Annotated in this window: 9 protein-coding genes; 2 read left to right on the forward strand and 7 right to left on the reverse strand. The window is 39.3% G+C overall.

From position 1 onward, the window contains the following. The 7 genes from AC6I5C_RS06095 to AC6I5C_RS06125 form a co-directional block, all read right to left on the reverse strand. Nucleotides 1–1,275 (reverse strand): DUF6265 family protein, encoded by a 1,275-nt coding sequence (locus AC6I5C_RS06095; protein ID WP_497904391.1) that lies wholly within the window; start codon nucleotides 1,273–1,275, stop codon nucleotides 1–3. A 112-nt stretch (nucleotides 1,276–1,387) separates the two neighbouring features. Then, a complete protein-coding gene (locus AC6I5C_RS06100) occupies nucleotides 1,388–3,190 on the reverse strand; it encodes an acyl-CoA dehydrogenase FadE (protein ID WP_497904392.1) in 1,803 nt (600 codons plus the stop codon). A 75-nt stretch (nucleotides 3,191–3,265) separates the two neighbouring features. Continuing rightward, nucleotides 3,266–4,456: an acetyl-CoA C-acyltransferase gene (locus AC6I5C_RS06105; protein WP_497904393.1), complete on the reverse strand. Its 1,191-nt coding sequence runs from the start codon at nucleotides 4,454–4,456 to the stop codon at nucleotides 3,266–3,268. 38 nt (nucleotides 4,457–4,494) lie between these two features. Then, a complete protein-coding gene (locus tag AC6I5C_RS06110) occupies nucleotides 4,495–4,842 on the reverse strand; it encodes a four helix bundle protein (RefSeq protein WP_497904394.1) in 348 nt (115 codons plus the stop codon). Between the two features lie 38 nt (nucleotides 4,843–4,880). Next, nucleotides 4,881–7,289, reverse strand: a complete 2,409-nt coding sequence (locus tag AC6I5C_RS06115; protein WP_497904395.1) for a 3-hydroxyacyl-CoA dehydrogenase/enoyl-CoA hydratase family protein — start codon at nucleotides 7,287–7,289, stop codon at nucleotides 4,881–4,883. Nucleotides 7,290–7,295: 6 nt separating this feature from the next. Then, nucleotides 7,296–7,745 (reverse strand): MarR family winged helix-turn-helix transcriptional regulator, encoded by a 450-nt coding sequence (locus tag AC6I5C_RS06120; protein ID WP_497904396.1) that lies wholly within the window; start codon nucleotides 7,743–7,745, stop codon nucleotides 7,296–7,298. Between the two features lie 193 nt (nucleotides 7,746–7,938). Then, nucleotides 7,939–8,985 (reverse strand): hypothetical protein, encoded by a 1,047-nt coding sequence (locus AC6I5C_RS06125; protein WP_497904397.1) that lies wholly within the window; start codon nucleotides 8,983–8,985, stop codon nucleotides 7,939–7,941. A 294-nt stretch (nucleotides 8,986–9,279) separates the two neighbouring features. On the opposite strand from AC6I5C_RS06125, the gene AC6I5C_RS06130 reads away from it, so the two are divergent. Both AC6I5C_RS06130 and AC6I5C_RS06135 read left to right on the forward strand, forming a co-directional pair. Further along, nucleotides 9,280–13,422 carry a DUF8693 domain-containing protein gene (locus AC6I5C_RS06130; protein WP_497904398.1) on the forward strand — a complete coding sequence of 1,381 codons (4,143 nt, stop codon included), beginning with the start codon at nucleotides 9,280–9,282 and terminating at the stop codon, nucleotides 13,420–13,422. 322 nt (nucleotides 13,423–13,744) lie between these two features. Then, a complete protein-coding gene (locus tag AC6I5C_RS06135; protein ID WP_497904399.1) occupies nucleotides 13,745–16,162 on the forward strand; it encodes a T9SS type A sorting domain-containing protein in 2,418 nt (805 codons plus the stop codon). Nucleotides 16,163–16,224 lie beyond the last annotated feature (62 nt).

The raw sequence follows: 16,224 nt of genomic DNA on the forward strand, positions 1-16,224 counted from the left end.
TTAGTTGGATTTTTTATAATTGAATTTCACAGTTTCCACTTCACCAGATTTATTGTGGATAGCCACATAGACATTCATTTCGGTGTCGCTAATTTTTTCAAAGGTCATCCCTTCAAAAACAACTTTTGTAGGGGTGATTTCTTTTAAGGGGAAATCTACCGTTTCGTCCTTTTCTTCCCAGCCAGTTAAGTCATTTTTAAAATGTTTTAGTTGAAGAATCAAGGTATTATTGACTTCACGGATGATTTCAATTTCATAAAAGGAGACTTTACCATCGTTGATAAGTTTAAAAGTAGCCATCATGGAGCCTCCCGAAGGTTCGCTCCAGTTTTCTTCAGTTTGTCCTCCAAAGGCTTCGCCTTTCCAGTTGCCAGAAATCCATGCAATATTATCTAGTTTGGGTTCGAGAAGTGTGGCAGCATTTTCTGCTACAACCGCCAGCTTTGTACCGTCTGGACTAACCGTCATTCTGGTAATGTTGTGAAGGTTTAACTCTTTTAAACTTGCAATTTGAACCCATTCTTTTCCTTGTTTAGGATTTAGGAGATAGATGTCCTCGTTTTTGGCCATTAGGATACTACCATCTTCTAACCAAACAAGATCTTCACTTTCGGGAAGAGTTTGGGCAATAAGAGAGGATTTGTTTGTTTTTGGATTAAACGAACGGATTTCCCATTGTGGAGTTTCTTTCGAAACGTAACTTATCAAATTGGAGTTGGGAATGTTGAGTAGGGAGCGACCAATATTCCTTTGGATGGTATCTGCTTTGTGATGTTTTAGGTTGTATTCCACCAACGAAAGCATGTCTGGCTCTAAAACAGCTAAAAACAAGGTGCTTTTGTCTTTCCAAACATGATAGCCAATCAGTAAATTATCTATGAGAACTTCCGAGGAGTCATCATTCAAACTGTGGCTGTATAATTTTTGGCTGTTATCCAATCCTAAATTGATTGCAGAAACAGCTTTTTTACCAGGGATTTTAATGGGGGAGTATTCACTGCCTTCGGTGTTACAAAGCCAAGTTGTCTCACCTGTTTTCAAATTGTATTGGGCTATATCGGTTTGACCATTTCTAGTGGAAGAAAAGACTAGGGTGTAGTTATCTAGAAACGACGGTTGGTTGTCATAACCTTCTTTGTTGGAAATATTTTGGATATTGGAAAGTTCCAATTTACCAGAGAACTGGTCAAGATCAAACAGAAATACATCGGTATTGGGTTGGGCTATAATGTTCAGACTGAAACAAACTATAAATGCAATTAAAAATGGTTTCATATTTTATATCTTGAAATTTTAAAGATAGGTAAATTAAAAAAGCCAATTCAAATTAATGAATTGGCTTTTCTGCTTCTGTAAAACTTAAAATTTTGAATTAGTCAGAACATATTTAGAAGCAGTATTTATTTTCGGCAGTTACCTTTTCGGCGATGCTGTTACGTAACGCAACAATGTCTGGGTAGTTTGCGTATTTGGTAAAACGTTTCAGTCCCATTAACATCATGCGTTGCTCATCTCCTTGCGCAAATGAAATAATACCTTCACGTCCATTTTGCTCTATCGTGGTTACGGCGTGGTACAAATACAGTTTGGCCATGGCAATTTGTGAAGCTTGGGCTTCTTCTCCAAAGCGTTTGGCATTTTTCTCAGCTCTTAAAATAGCTGATTCCGCCATATAGATTTCAATCAAAATATCAGATGCCGCTAACAACAATTGTTGATGTGCTTCCAAGTCTGGCCCAAATTTTTGAACCGCAGCTCCGGCAACCATCAAGAACACCTTTTTCAGTTTGGCAATCATGGCCTTTTCTTCTGAAAGCAATTCTGAATAATCTGGGGTGTCAAACGAAGGAATACCCATAAGTTCCTCTTGTACCTTCATAGCAGGTCCTAATAAGTCTACATGGCCTTTCATGGCTTTTTTAATCAGCATACCCACCGATAACATTCGGTTAATCTCGTTGGTTCCTTCATAAATACGGGCAATACGGGCATCTCTCCAAGCAGCTTCCATTGGCGTGTCTTTAGAGAATCCCATACCTCCAAAAATTTGGATTCCTTCATCGGCACAGTTTTGTACATCTTCCGATACGGAAACCTTCAAAATAGAACATTCTATGGCATATTCCTCGACACCTTTAAGCTCGGCTTCTTGGTGGGAATTTCCGGCGTCCATTCTTAAGGCAATACGATCCTCAATATTTTTAGCAGCCCTGTAACAGGCCGATTCGCCTACATAGGCATTGGTAGCCATTTCTGCTATTTTTAGCTTAATAGCGCCAAAATTAGCAATAGGCGTTTTGAACTGTTTACGCTCGGAGGCATATTGTACAGCAGTGGTAGTAATACGTCGCTGTGAATCCAAACAAGCGGCAGCCAATTTAATACGACCAATGTTTAGGGCATTCATGGCGATTTTAAAACCTTCTCCACGTCCAGCAAGCATATTTTCTACAGGCACAACGGTATCACTAAAAAACACTTGACGTGTAGAAGAAGCGTGGATGCCCAATTTGTGCTCTTCTTCCCCTAGGGAGATTCCGTTTTTGGGATCGTTTTCAACAATAAATCCAGTGATGTATTTGTCATCCTCTATTCGCGCAAATACAATGAACATATTACAGAACCCCGCATTGGAGATCCACATTTTTTGTCCGTTGATCTTATAGCTTTTCCCGTCCTCTGAAAGTTGGGCCGTCGTTTTTCCTGAATTGGCATCACTACCAGCCCCAGGTTCTGTAAGGGCATAGGCTCCAAACCATTCCCCAGTAGCCAACCTAGGAACATATTTTTGTTTTTGTTCTTCGGTTCCATAAAGCGTGATAGGCATGGTACCTATCCCAGTATGAGCTCCAAAAGCCGTACTGAAGGAACCTGTTCCGCTGGAAATATAGTCGCAGGTTAGCATGGTAGAGACAAAGCCCATACCAAGTCCGCCATATTCCTCAGGAACGGCAACCCCTAAAAAGCCAAGTTCTCCAGCTTTTTTCATTACCTCTTCGGTTAGGGCGTAATCCTTGGCCTCAAAACGAGGTTTGTTCGGGATGATTTCACGGTCGTTGAATTCCATAACCGCTTCCTTCATCATTAATTGTTCCTCTGAAAAATCTTCAGGAGTAAACACGTCGTCACAGTTGGTTTCCTTAACCAAAAACTGTCCGCCTCTTAAAATATCTTTTTCTGTAGTTTCCATATGTTTAAAGATTTTAGTAGTTAGTATTGAGTATTGAGGCTAAGCTTCTCACTACTCACATCTCATATCTCAATTCTAATTTAAAAATTCAAAAATTCCACAGGCACCTTGCCCTGTTCCCACACACATGGTAACAGCACCGTATTTGCCTTTCATATCACGTTTGCGCATTTCGTCAAACAATTGCACGGAAAGTTTGGCTCCTGTGCATCCCAGTGGGTGTCCTAGTGCAATAGCACCACCATTGACATTGACGATGTTTGGGTTCAGTTCCAATTCGCGGATTACGGCTATGGATTGAGATGCGAAGGCTTCGTTAAGCTCTATAAGGCTGAGGTCTTCTTGTTTCAGACCTGCCTGCTTCAATGCTTTTGGAATGGCTTTTACGGGGCCAATTCCCATTATACGAGGTTCAACACCGGCCGCGGCATAATTGACCAAACGGGCAATAGGCTCCAAGTTGAGTTCCTTTACCAAATCTTCACTCATTACCATTACAAAAGCAGCGCCATCGCTCATTTGTGAAGAGTTCCCTGCTGTTACGCTACCATCGGCAGCAAATACAGGTCTTAACCTAGATAAAGCATTTAGATTGGTGTCTTTTCTTGGTCCTTCATCTTTGGTAACAGTATAGGTTTTTGAGGCTTTTTTGCCATTTTCGTCGATATAAACTTGTTCTACATTAATGGGGACAATTTGATCCTGAAAGCGGTCTTCTGCCTGCGCTTTTAAAGCTTTCATATGGGAGTTAAAGGCAAATTCGTCCTGATCTGTTCTGGAGACTTTAAATTGCTTTGCAACGGCTTCAGCGGTTAATCCCATACCCCAATAGTAGTCTTCATGTCCAGCTTTGGCGGCAGCATAATCCGGTACCGGTTTGTAGCCACCCATAGGAATGTAGCTCATACTTTCGGCTCCACCGGCAATAATACAGTCGGCCATACCAGCTTGTATTTTTGCCGTGGCAATACCGATGGTTTCTATTCCAGAGGCACAATAGCGGTTGACAGTCACACCCGGTACGTCTTCAATTTTCAATCCCATGAGGGAAATCAAGCGGCCCATATTAAGACCTTGCTCGGCCTCAGGCATGGCGTTTCCAACAATGACATCGTCAATACGGGTTTTGTCAAATTCAGGGAGTTGGTCCATCATGTACTGTATGGTTTCCGCAGCCAATTCATCGGGCCTTTTAAAACGGAAAACTCCTTTAGGGGCTTTCCCTACAGCGGTTCTATATCCTTTTACTATATATGCGGTTTTCATGTTTTTAGTATTGAGTATTGAGATTTTAGTATTAAGATTCAGAGCTTTTGCTGAAACGAATAATTCATTTTTTGAATTTCAATACATAACTCAATAAGGGGTTGTACGTTATTCTTGTTGAGTAAATTTAATTCTGATATTAAAAGTAATTGTGTCTGCAATTCATATGTTGAACCGTTCGCAATACTTAAGAAGTGTTTAAATTCATTATTGGAATTTCTTCCTGCACCTTCAGCAATATTTGAAGGAATAGAAATAGCACTTCGCTTTATTTGAGATGTCAATCCAAATTTTTCGTCAGTAGGCATATCCAAGCGAAGCATGTAAGTGGCCTTGGACAATTCCATTGCTTTCTGCCAAATTTTTAATTCTTGAATGTTATGCATGTCTAACTACTTAATTCTAATATCTCAATACTGAGCAATTAATTGCGCAATGGTTTTCCTGTTTTTAGCATATGTTGAATGCGTTCTAATGTTTTACGTTCGGTACAAAGACTTAAAAAGGCTTCACGTTCTAAATCCAATAAATACTGTTCGCTAACCAATGACGCTTCTGATAAATCGCCTCCTGCCATCACATAGGCTAGTTTGGTGGCAATCTTTTTGTCGTGTTCCGAAATGTAATGACCCGCCTGCATAGAGTCAATTCCTACCAAGAACATTCCCAAAGCTTGTTTTCCTAGCACCTTCACATCATTGCGTTTGATTGGTTGCGTGTAACCTTGGTCGGCCATAAGTCGGGCGTAGGCTTTAGCAGTAGCAATTTGTCGGTCTTTGTTAACTACGACTACATCTTTACCTTTTTGGAGCACGCCAAAATCAAAGGCTTCATAGGCAGAAGTAGATACTTTTGCCATACCAATAGCCATAAAATATTCTTGTAGGACATTCAATTCAACATCATTTTTTCTGAAGGTATCCGAAGCTCTCAAAGTCATTTCCTTGGAACCACCACCACCAGGGATGACACCTACACCGAATTCTACAAGTCCCATATAAGTCTCGGCAGCAGCTACCACTTTATCGGCATGAAGTGAAAGCTCACAGCCACCACCTAAAGTCATGCCGTGAGGGGCTGAAATGGTTGGAATGGAAGAATAGCGCATACGCATCATGGTATCCTGAAAATACTTGATGGCCATGTTTAATTCGTCGTATTCCTGTTCTACTGCCATCATAAAAATCATACCGATGTTGGCACCAACCGAGAAATTGGCTCCTTGGTTACCAATTACCAAACCATCAAAATCTTTTTCAGCTAGATCAATGGCTTTGTTGAGTCCTGCCAACACATCACCACCAATGGTGTTCATTTTACTTTGGAATTCACAGTTCAATATACCGTCACCCAAATCTTCAATCACCACGCCAGAGTTTTTAAAGACTTCATTGGATTTTCGGATGTTATCTAAAATGATAAAGGCATCCTGTCCAGGAACTTTTAATTGCGTTTTGGAAGGGATATCGTAACAATAGGTGGCGCCATCTTTCACTGTGTAGAAAGAAGTACTTCCTGAGGAAAGCATGTCACTAACCCAAGGTGCAGGTGCCAAACTTTCTTGTTGCATCAATTCAATACCCTTGGCAAGTCCTATGGCATCCCAAATTTGAAACGGACCATGTTCCCAACCAAAGCCGGCTTTCATGGCGTCATCTATTTTATAGAGTTCATTGGTGATTTCGGGGATTCTATGGGATACGTAGGCAAACATGGCCGCAAAGTTCTTTCTGTAGAATTCACCTGCCTTATCTTTACCAGATACCAGAATAGGGAAGCGGTCTATAACTTTATCAACCGTTTTGGTAAGTTCCAAAGTGGCAAATTTTGCCGATTTTTTAGAACGGTATTCTAATGTATCCAAGTCCAAGGAAAGGATTTCACTTGAGCCATCATCGGCTTTTACTTTTTTGTAGAATCCTTGGCCTGTTTTGCTTCCCAACCATTTGTTTTCCATCATGGTGTTTATAAAGCCTGGAAGTTTGAATAGCTCATGGGCTTCATCATTTGGGCAATTCTCGTAAAGACCATTGGCTACATGTACTAAGGTATCCAAGCCAACCACATCTACCGTACGGAAGGTGGCCGATTTAGGTCTTCCTATCACTGGTCCAGTAAGTTTATCAACTTCTTCAATGGTCAAGCCAAGTTCCTTCACTTGGTGGAACAGGCTCATGATGCCAAAAATCCCAATTCGGTTACCTATAAAGGCCGGCGTATCTTTAGCAACCACCGAAGTTTTTCCTAAGTATTGTTCGCCATAACCATTTAGGAATGCCAAGACTTCAGGTGAAGTTTTTGGGCCAGGAATGATTTCGAACAATTTTAGGTAGCGTGCTGGATTGAAGAAATGCGTTCCGCAAAAGTGATTTTGGAAATCCTCACTTCGGCCTTCACTCATAAAATGGATAGGAATCCCAGAGGTATTGGACGTGATTAAGGTTCCAGGAGTTCTGTACTTTTCCAGGTTTTCAAAAACCGATTTTTTAATGTCCAAACGTTCTACAACCACTTCAATAATCCAATCGACATTGGCCACTTTGGCAATGTCGTCCTCAAGATTTCCAGTTTGGATGCGGTTTGCAAAACTTTGGTGATATATAGGGGATGGCTTAGATTTTAGGGCAGCCTTTAAGGCATCGTTTACCAAACGGTTGCGCACGACAGCATCGTTTAGCGTCAAACCTTTGGCTTTTTCGGTGTCGTTAAGTTCTCTGGGCACGATGTCCAAAAGCAGGACTTCAACGCCAATATTGGCGAAGTGGCAAGCAATGCCGCTTCCCATAATTCCAGAGCCGATAACGGCCACTTTTTTTATGATACGTTTGCTCATTTTAAATTATGATCTTTCGTTTTGGTTAAATATTTTTTTATTGGAAATTAAATCGTTGATCGTTTCGGCCACCTCATAGAAATGGGCCATTTTTTCTGGAGAGATATGTTTTTTTACGGCGTCGTTAAATGTGAGTACGCGATCTTTGGACAGTTCTCTTTTTTCTTTCCCGAAGGGAGTAAGGTGAATCAACACCCCACGACCATCTTCGGGGTTAGGTTTTCGTTCTATAAGTCCACGAGTTTCCATGGTTTTTAAAATGCGTGACAAACTAGTGGCCTCCATACCCATTTTTGGGCCCAATGAGGTAGATGGTGTTCCTTTTTCTGGGTCGATGCTTAATAGGGTAAAACCTGTGGCCATAGTTGTCTCAAATTTTGCAGCTTCATCATTATACATTTTGTTTACTGCCAACCAAGTGGTTCTCAGGACATAGTCTATGGTTTTGTCTTTCATGAATAGTGTTTCGTTCTCTCAAATATAACAATTATTTATTATGCATGCATAATAAATGAAAAAATTAACATAAAAAAACACCTTGTGGTAAGGTGTCTTTAATTGTAAGAATTTGATGGAAGTTCTTTCAGTAAATTTTTGGATATCTAGGTTTGAAGAGGTTTATTTTCATTAATGTGTAAGACTAGTAATTTCAATTTTGTTGGTAGGGGTAATCTTCTGTATAGCCCTGTTTCCGAAGTTTCACCCGCAATCTATAAAAGTTGGTTTCAATGGTTCTGAGGGAGACACTTAATAGATCGGCCAGTTCTTTATGGGCTAGGTTGAAAGGTTGCAGGGCAGCATAAAGCTTTTCTGTTTTCGTTAAAAACTCTAATGATTCGATATTGGAAATAACACTTTCATATTCATTTATATGATTTTGCTTGAAGTCATTCCAATTCGTAATCCTATCTCTTTGATTGGAAAGGATGAACGGTTTGTTGTCTAGGGTAGTAGGTTCTTCTTGGTTGCCATGATCTTTTTGCCAATTACGCTTAAACCTAGTGATTAAAAACAACCAATTGGTATAAATGGCCAAGGTTATAATTAAAAGGGTCATTATTAAATTTGAAACCAAGGTGATGTAATACATTTGTTTAAAGACCTTGATGTCGTTGAAATACACCAAAATTGATATAAAAAATAGGTTGTCTAAAATGTAATAGACTATAAAAAGAACACTGAACACCTTTTTATACACGCCATCAAAGAGCTCGGGCCCTTTATTCACATTGATTTTTCTTAAATAATAAATGAAAAGACACAGCAGTGATATATTGTAGATTAACTGCACTATGGCATTAATATGCATATTCTTGTTGGTGGGATAAAAAATGAGGTGCCTGGTGTCATCTTGGGAAATTAAAAGATGTATGATGGCAAAGCCAACGCCTACAAGAATTAGAAGTCCGAAATACTTAAAGATTTTAGATTTTGGTACCGATTTTCCAAATAGTGCAGCACAAAATACGGGAGCCAGCAAGGCGAAATTTTCATTTATGATCCCATAGAAATCTAAAACCATTAAAGATTGGTCGGTGTAATAATATTCCAAATACAACCACACTCCCAAAGAAGAAAAAAATAGAAACGAAAAGAACGTCAAGAATAATTCAAACGGCTCTTGCTTATTGCTTCTTACAATAAAAAGAATAAATCCAATTGCACTCAGGAAAAACGTCAAATGGCTTAAAAACATGATTATAGTAGTTTTGTAGTAGTGTTGCGGATACCCTAGAGTCCTTAAAAAATTACATTTACTTCTTGGTTTTTGATTGTAGGATTCATGCTTCTTTTTGAAGGTCTACAAAAACTCTTTTTCATCAGAACTGAAAAATACGACTGGATTTCAAAACTCATATTGAGGTGCTTTTTATTGGTGGAATATCGTGTTTTTTTTTGATGTAAGTCAAGAAAATAAATGTAAGGGCAAAGTAAACTAGATGGTATTTGGGTTACTGAGCTTAAAAATAAATAGTAAAATTTAAAAACAGTGAAATACAATTCCCTTTTAACCCCATTAGATTTAGTTAACTACAAACATGGTTATTCCACATTATTATTTTGTTTTCTATCAGCTCTTTTCTCAAATGCAATTATTGGCCAAACAACACTTATAGATCCTTTAGGGGATGGTGGTTTTGAAACGGGTGATACATTTGCAATAAATGGTTGGTCCAACAATAGTTCACAAACCAATCAATGGGTTTGTAGTACAGGAGCAACATCGGGCTTTAGTGGAACCAATGCGGCCTATATTTCCAATAGTTCCTCGTTAGCGATTCCTCCACATGTATATGCCAATAATAGTTCAAGTGTTTCCCATATTTATAGATATATATCCATACCTGCGGGAGAAACCTTTATTCAGTTAAATTTTGATTGGATAAGTAGGGGAGAGTCAGGTTTTGATTATATGAGAGTTTGGTTGGTTCCTGTATCCTACATCCCAAATAGTGGCACGCAAATATCCACGACGAATAGTGGAGGGACTAGTATTGGTCAAAACAATTATGGAGGGCAATCTACATGGAATAATGAATCCGTAACAATTCCATCTAGCTATGCAGGTACTACCTTTAGGTTGGTTTTTGAATGGCGAAACGATAGTTCCATAGGAACCAACCCACCAGCGGGGATTGACAATATCTCATTAACTTCAACAGCTCCCACACCGCCAGCAAATGATAACTGTGATAGCCCTATTTCCTTAATCGTAAATACAGATAATTCCTGTTCCCTTGCTACACAGGGGCAATTAACATTTGCTACAGCTTCGGGGATTGGCGATTGTACTACAGGAGTGCCCAATGATGACGTGTGGTTTAGTTTTGTTGCCACCTCCACAACCCATACCATCAGCATTTTGGATGTTACGGGTACCTATACAGATTTAGTTCATGCCGTTTACAGTAATGCATGTGGTTCCTTAAATATGGTTTCTGGTAGTTGCTCCAATCCCAATGACAGCATGGTTACAGGGCTTTCTGTTGGGCAAACATATTTTATACAAGTGTATTCCTGGGCAGATTCAAGTACTTTAAGTCAACAGCCAACGATTGTCGATTTTGATATTTGTGTTGGAGTCCCACCATTAAACGACGACCCTTGCAACGCTATTGCATTGGATGTTTCTGGCGACTGTATGAGTGCTTATGGAAACACTCTTTTTGCAACAGATTCCAACATCGGCAGTGCAAACTGTAATACGTCCGGAGATGACGATGATATCTGGTTTAGTTTTGTGGCTCAAGAGACATCTCACTCTATTAACATTGAAAATGTCTCCGGAAATACGACTAATTTATTCCATGCTGTATACGAAGGTAGTTGCTCAAGTCCTGTCAGTATGCCTCTGTGTTCATTTCCTAACAACAGTACAGCTACAGGGTTAATCCCTGGGGCTACATATTATGTTCAAGTTATGACTTCTAGCGTTGGTAATTATAATGCGAGTTTTGAGATTTGTACCATTCCATTGGTATCTCCCTGCTCAAATCCCTCAACCCTTCCTGAGTTATCATGTAGTACAAATGAGACTGCCTTTATAACTGGCGGGACAGGTTTTTTTGATAATAACCCCTGCGGATCTTGGGATCTTGAGGGGCAAGAAGCTTTGTACACTTTTACCCCTTCCGTTACGGCAGAATACAGTATATCACAAATTTCAACCTCTGGGTCGGGGAGTGACGCTCATATTAACTATTTGTATAAGGAAGCCAATGATGGATGTAATGCTAACAACTGGACCTGTATAGCGCATTTGGAAGGGAATGATCAAGGGAGTTCTACATTCACGCTTACTGGAGGCGTAACCTATTATATATTATTGGATACTGAAACGACGTCAAGTAATAATGTCATCTTTCAAATAAGTTGTCCTCCTCAATGCGGTGATAGTTTTTATGATTCAGGCGGAATTTCTGCAAATTATTCAAACAATGAAAGTCGTAGTATTACAATTTGTCCAGAAACTGAAGGCTCTGATGTAACGGTTACTTTTACTAGTTTTCAAGTAGAGGGGGCGGGAGCTAATTATTGTTTCGATAATTTGAGAGTTTATGATGGACCTGATGACACGTATCCTCAAATAACCCCCGCAAGCTTGGGTTTGGGACCAGGAACGGATGGTTTCTGTTATCAATCGCCTACAGATGGAACAGCCAACCTCGTGGGGCAGTCCATCACGGCAACAAATGCAAATGGGTGTCTTACATTTGTGTTTACTTCCGATGGTACAACGGCACTCAGTGGTTGGGAAGCTGAGGTAAGTTGCTGCACGGTATGGAACGGATCTGTCAATACAGATTGGAACGTCCCGGAAAATTGGTCCCCAAACGAAGTGCCAACTTTGCAAGACTGTATCGTTATTCCAGACAATATCACTACTCCAAACGATCCAATTTTAGTTTATTCTGAGAATTCCATTACACCTCAGCCGGGGTATGGTTTAAGTTTAACGTTAAAGGATAATGCCTATTTAGAGCTTAATAGTTCGGAGTTGATTATTGATAAATGGATTGATGTTCAAGGAAGCGCTGTTTTCAATATAAAAAACAATGCAAGCCTAATTCAAATTGATGATAACAACTTCAACATCGGAAACATATACGTGCAACGAGCACCGAATTCCAACTTTACGAGCGTTAATAGTCTGGAATATGTGTATTGGTCTAGCCCTGTAAATGACTTTAATGTAGGAAATGTTTCTCCTGGAACCAGTTCAGGCTTGATTTTTGAATGGAACCCTACCGTATCAGGTTATGGAGTGGGTAATCATGGATATTGGGAAAATGCCTCAGGTTTAATGACGATTGGGAAAGGTTACATCATAAGAGGGCTTTCCGGTACATCAGAAACGGTTTCAAATAATTTAACTCCTGATACAGCAATTGCGGTAACACCCAATACCGTATTGTTTTCGGGTGAAGCAAATAACGGAGTTATTGAAATGCCTATCCAGCAAGGCGGATATAATGAGGTTGGAGATCCAGGCTATCAAGGAAATAGTTCTTTGGGAACCTTGGCATATAATGACGACGACAATTGGAATTTAATAGGGAATCCCTATCCTTCCGCAATTTCTTCAGATGCCTTTGTGGCCTATAACACCGATATCAATGGTACGGTATACCTATGGCAGCATGAGTCTTTGCCTAGTGCAGATGTAGGAGATCCATTTTATGAAGATTATGTTTATAATTATTCTGCTGACAATTATATAGAATATAATAGTTCAGGATCAAACCCTCCTGGCTATGATGATTTACATATTGCTTCAGGTCAAGGTTTTTTCGTTTTGATGAACCATAGCACTACGGTTTTAAATTCAACAGTTACGTTTAATAATAGTATGAGAACATATTCTTCAGAATATAATAACAGTAGTTTTTTTAGACAAAACAATACAAATTCCAATACTCAAGATACGGACAGTGCAGATGAAACTATGTTGATTGAACGTCATAGAATTTGGTTAAATCTGTCCAATTCAAACAATATTGCAAATACGCTACTATTGGGATATATAGAAGGAGCCACCAATAATTTTGACCGTTTGTACGATGGCTTTGAAGTAAGCTCTACCGATTTAAGTTTCTATACTATCAATAGTGATGATAAACTGTCCATTCAAGGGCGTTCACTTCCTTTTAATCAGGACGATACCATTCCTCTTGGCATGTATTTGCCAGAAGATGATATTTTCACCATAGCCATTAATTCTTTGGATGGTTTGTTTATGGATGTGGGACAAGGCATCTATTTAGAGGATACCTATTTAAATACCATTCACGATTTAAAACAGTCACCATATAGCTTTTCGGGGAATTTGGGGTTGCTCAATGATAGGTTCATTTTAAGATTTACAGAGTACACCTTAACCAACCCTGAATTCAATTTGGGAACTATCATGATTTCTGCACCGGAAGGAGAATATATCAAAATCAGTTCAGGTAAGGATGTTGTTTCCAGTGTGACGGTTTATGATATACTAGGAAGAGTGATCATAACTAGGACGGACATAAATAGACATCAGCTAACCTTAAATAATACCAACAAGACCTCAGGAGTTTATTTTGTAAAAGCTGTTTTGGCCAATGGTATTGAAAAAACACAGAAAGTCATACTTAAATGATGTTCATTTTTCATTATGTCCCGATATCTGAAAAATATGCAAGTCATCGGTTGAAATTTTTAAAAGCCTGAATGAATCCTCTGAATTCCCCCAGCAGCATGCAGTTTTAGTAGTTTTGCAGTAGTGTTTTTTTAGCCTTTTACAGCTCCTCAAAGCTATTTTTACTACAGTGGTTGAGACACGTGATTTAATAGCTTGGCAAAATTCTGGATTCCCAAATAAAGGAGTTTCAAAAACAACTATCGCGCTTTCAACTTACAACAAAACCCTTTTTAACAGAGATCAGTAAAAGGTCTAATTTATTAACACTAACATTTTTTTTATGAAAAGATTTACTTTGCTATGTCTAGCGATACTTTGCTCGACAGTTTCTTATTCAATTTATGCCCAAAATCAATGTGATTTTAAATTGGTAATGATGGATTCCTATGGTGATGGATGGAATGGTAACACCATAGATGTATTAGTTGATGGTGCCGTAGTTTTAGATAATATTCAACTTTACGGTAATCAAGGAGGCGGATATTCCTATGCAGTGTATCTTCCTGTGACTGATGGTTCCAATATTACAACCGTATGGAATGGTGGAGGTTCTTGGCCAGGAGAAGTATCTTATAAGATTTATGATAACAATAATACTTTGCTGGGCTCAGGTGATTCAGCACATCAAATAAATATTGAGAACACTTTATGCTATGTGCCACTAAATGCCAGTATTGGGGAGTCTTGTTACACAGTCTATAACGGCTATGATCCTCAAGAATGTGTGGAGCTTTCCGTAAATGTAGTAGGAGGTACAGGTAGCTATAATGTACTATGGAGCACGGGAGAGACTACACAAACCATTACGGTTTGTCCTTCGGAAGAAACAGCATATTTCGTAGCGGTATCTGATGCGTATGAAGTCATAAATGAAACTGCCACTGTTTTGGTGGTGGATGTCGCTTGTAGTAATAATGCGAACAATGGTAAAGTGCTTATTTGCCATGTAGATGAGGAAGGTAATTATTCTACTCTGTGTGTCTCTTCCAATGCTGTAGAGAATCATTTGGCCCATGGTGATTCACTTGGGGCATGTGACAGTATCACCTGCGATACACCTCCGGCTTGCGATATTACGGTTGTATCACCTGAAAATGGAACAGTTGAGGCTTCCATAAATCAGGAAATTTCTTGGACTGTTGCCTCAGGAATAGTTGATGGCTATTATATATCTATTGGAACAACTTCTGGGGGCAACGATGTTTTGGATAGCTATGATGTAGGGAATGCCTTAAATTATGATGACGGTAGTTTTGATTATAACACGACCTATTATGTTGTGGTTACCCCTTATAATGTTAATGGTAGTGCTAGCGGTTGTATGGAATATAGTTTTACTACCATGGAAAACCCATGCTATAGTGCGATACCTATAGGGTGTGAAGAGACTGTGATGGGAAGCACGGTAGGAGCTTCCATTAATGAAGGTATGTATTGTGATTATAACAATTTAGGGCAATCTGGAGGGGTTTGGTATACTTTTCAAACTAATGATCCCAACATGAAAGTAACGATAGATACCTATGGTTCTGGATATGATACACGTCTAGGATTGTTTAAAGGTAGTTGTGATGCCTTAGAGTGTGTGGATGCCGACAATGATTCTGGAGCAGGCTTGAACTCTAAAATAAATTTTGATGCAGAAGTAGGCATTCAATATTACATTTATGTAACAGGCGATAATTCTGAAGGCGCTTCCAGCCTTAACGTATCCTGTTTAGATACTTCACCTGTTATGGTGTCCTGTGGGACTTCTCTAAACAATGAATACTGTTATTCCGACAACGATACCACAGTGTTCACTTATACAAGCTCGGAAGGACTTCCTTTGGAAATTGTTGTGAACGCCGGGTATGTAGAAAATAATTGGGATGAATTTATTGTTTTGGATTCCGATGGTGTTACCCAATTGTATAATGGTTATGGAAATTATGGGGCTTTGGCAGGGTTGACTTTTGAAAGTACGGGTGATACAATTTCTGTAATGATTCAATCAGACTCCAGTACAAGTTGTAGTACTCGAGGTTATGTGTCACTAAATTATAATATTAATTGCGTGATTCCTTGTGGCTATGAATCCGTAGAAACGTATTGTTATGGAAATAATGAGAACAACCAGTTCTCTTATACAAGTACTGATGGTTCACCTGTGCATGTAGCGTTTATGGCAGGAAGTATTGAAACCGACTACGATGAACTCAGAATTTTGGATTCCGATGGCACTACGGTTCTGTTCAATAGCAACAATCCTTATACTTCAAACCTTTCAGACGTAAGTGTTGAAAGTACGGGGGATACAATCATTTTCGATATTTCTTCAGATGTCAGTGTGTCTTGTGGAAGTGGATCTCGAGCTCAATGGGAATACCTCGTGTCTTGGGGGTGTCCAAACGATCAGGAAAACGTATCGAGAATGGCGGCTCCATTAGGTAAAGAAACAGAATCCATGGAAGATTGGACACTGTTCCCTAACCCAACAAGCAACGGCCAGGTGACTTTAAATTTGGCTAATTATGTGGGGCAGTCTATGAATGTAAAAGTTAATGATGTTAGGGGTAAAGTTATTTTTGAACAAGCTATTGACCGCTTGGCCTCTCCCAAATTAGAGATAGCTCTAGATAGGATTCCTTCAGGAATGTATTTTGTGACAATAACTAATGATGGAGAAAACTCCACTAAAAAGCTAATCGTTAAATAAGCAAGGTTTAATCTGGACAAGTTATTACAAAAGGCGTTTCATAATTTGTGAAACGCCTTTTG

It is taken from the genome of Mangrovimonas sp. sgz306409, from assembly GCF_059735265.1.

Bases quoted from the DNA above. Each gene is read 5' to 3' on its own strand.
- AC6I5C_RS06115 (WP_497904395.1), bottom strand. From the start codon at position 7,289: ATGAGCAAACGTATCATAAAAAAAGTGGCCGTTATCGGCTCTGGAATT.
- AC6I5C_RS06125 (WP_497904397.1), bottom strand. From the start codon at position 8,985: ATGTTTTTAAGCCATTTGACGTTTTTCCTGAGTGCAATTGGATTTATT.
- AC6I5C_RS06110 (WP_497904394.1), bottom strand. From the start codon at position 4,842: ATGCATAACATTCAAGAATTAAAAATTTGGCAGAAAGCAATGGAATTG.
- AC6I5C_RS06135 (WP_497904399.1), top strand. From the start codon at position 13,745: ATGAAAAGATTTACTTTGCTATGTCTAGCGATACTTTGCTCGACAGTT.
- AC6I5C_RS06095 (WP_497904391.1), bottom strand. From the start codon at position 1,275: ATGAAACCATTTTTAATTGCATTTATAGTTTGTTTCAGTCTGAACATT.
- AC6I5C_RS06120 (WP_497904396.1), bottom strand. From the start codon at position 7,745: ATGAAAGACAAAACCATAGACTATGTCCTGAGAACCACTTGGTTGGCA.
- AC6I5C_RS06100 (WP_497904392.1), bottom strand. From the start codon at position 3,190: ATGGAAACTACAGAAAAAGATATTTTAAGAGGCGGACAGTTTTTGGTT.
- AC6I5C_RS06105 (WP_497904393.1), bottom strand. From the start codon at position 4,456: ATGAAAACCGCATATATAGTAAAAGGATATAGAACCGCTGTAGGGAAA.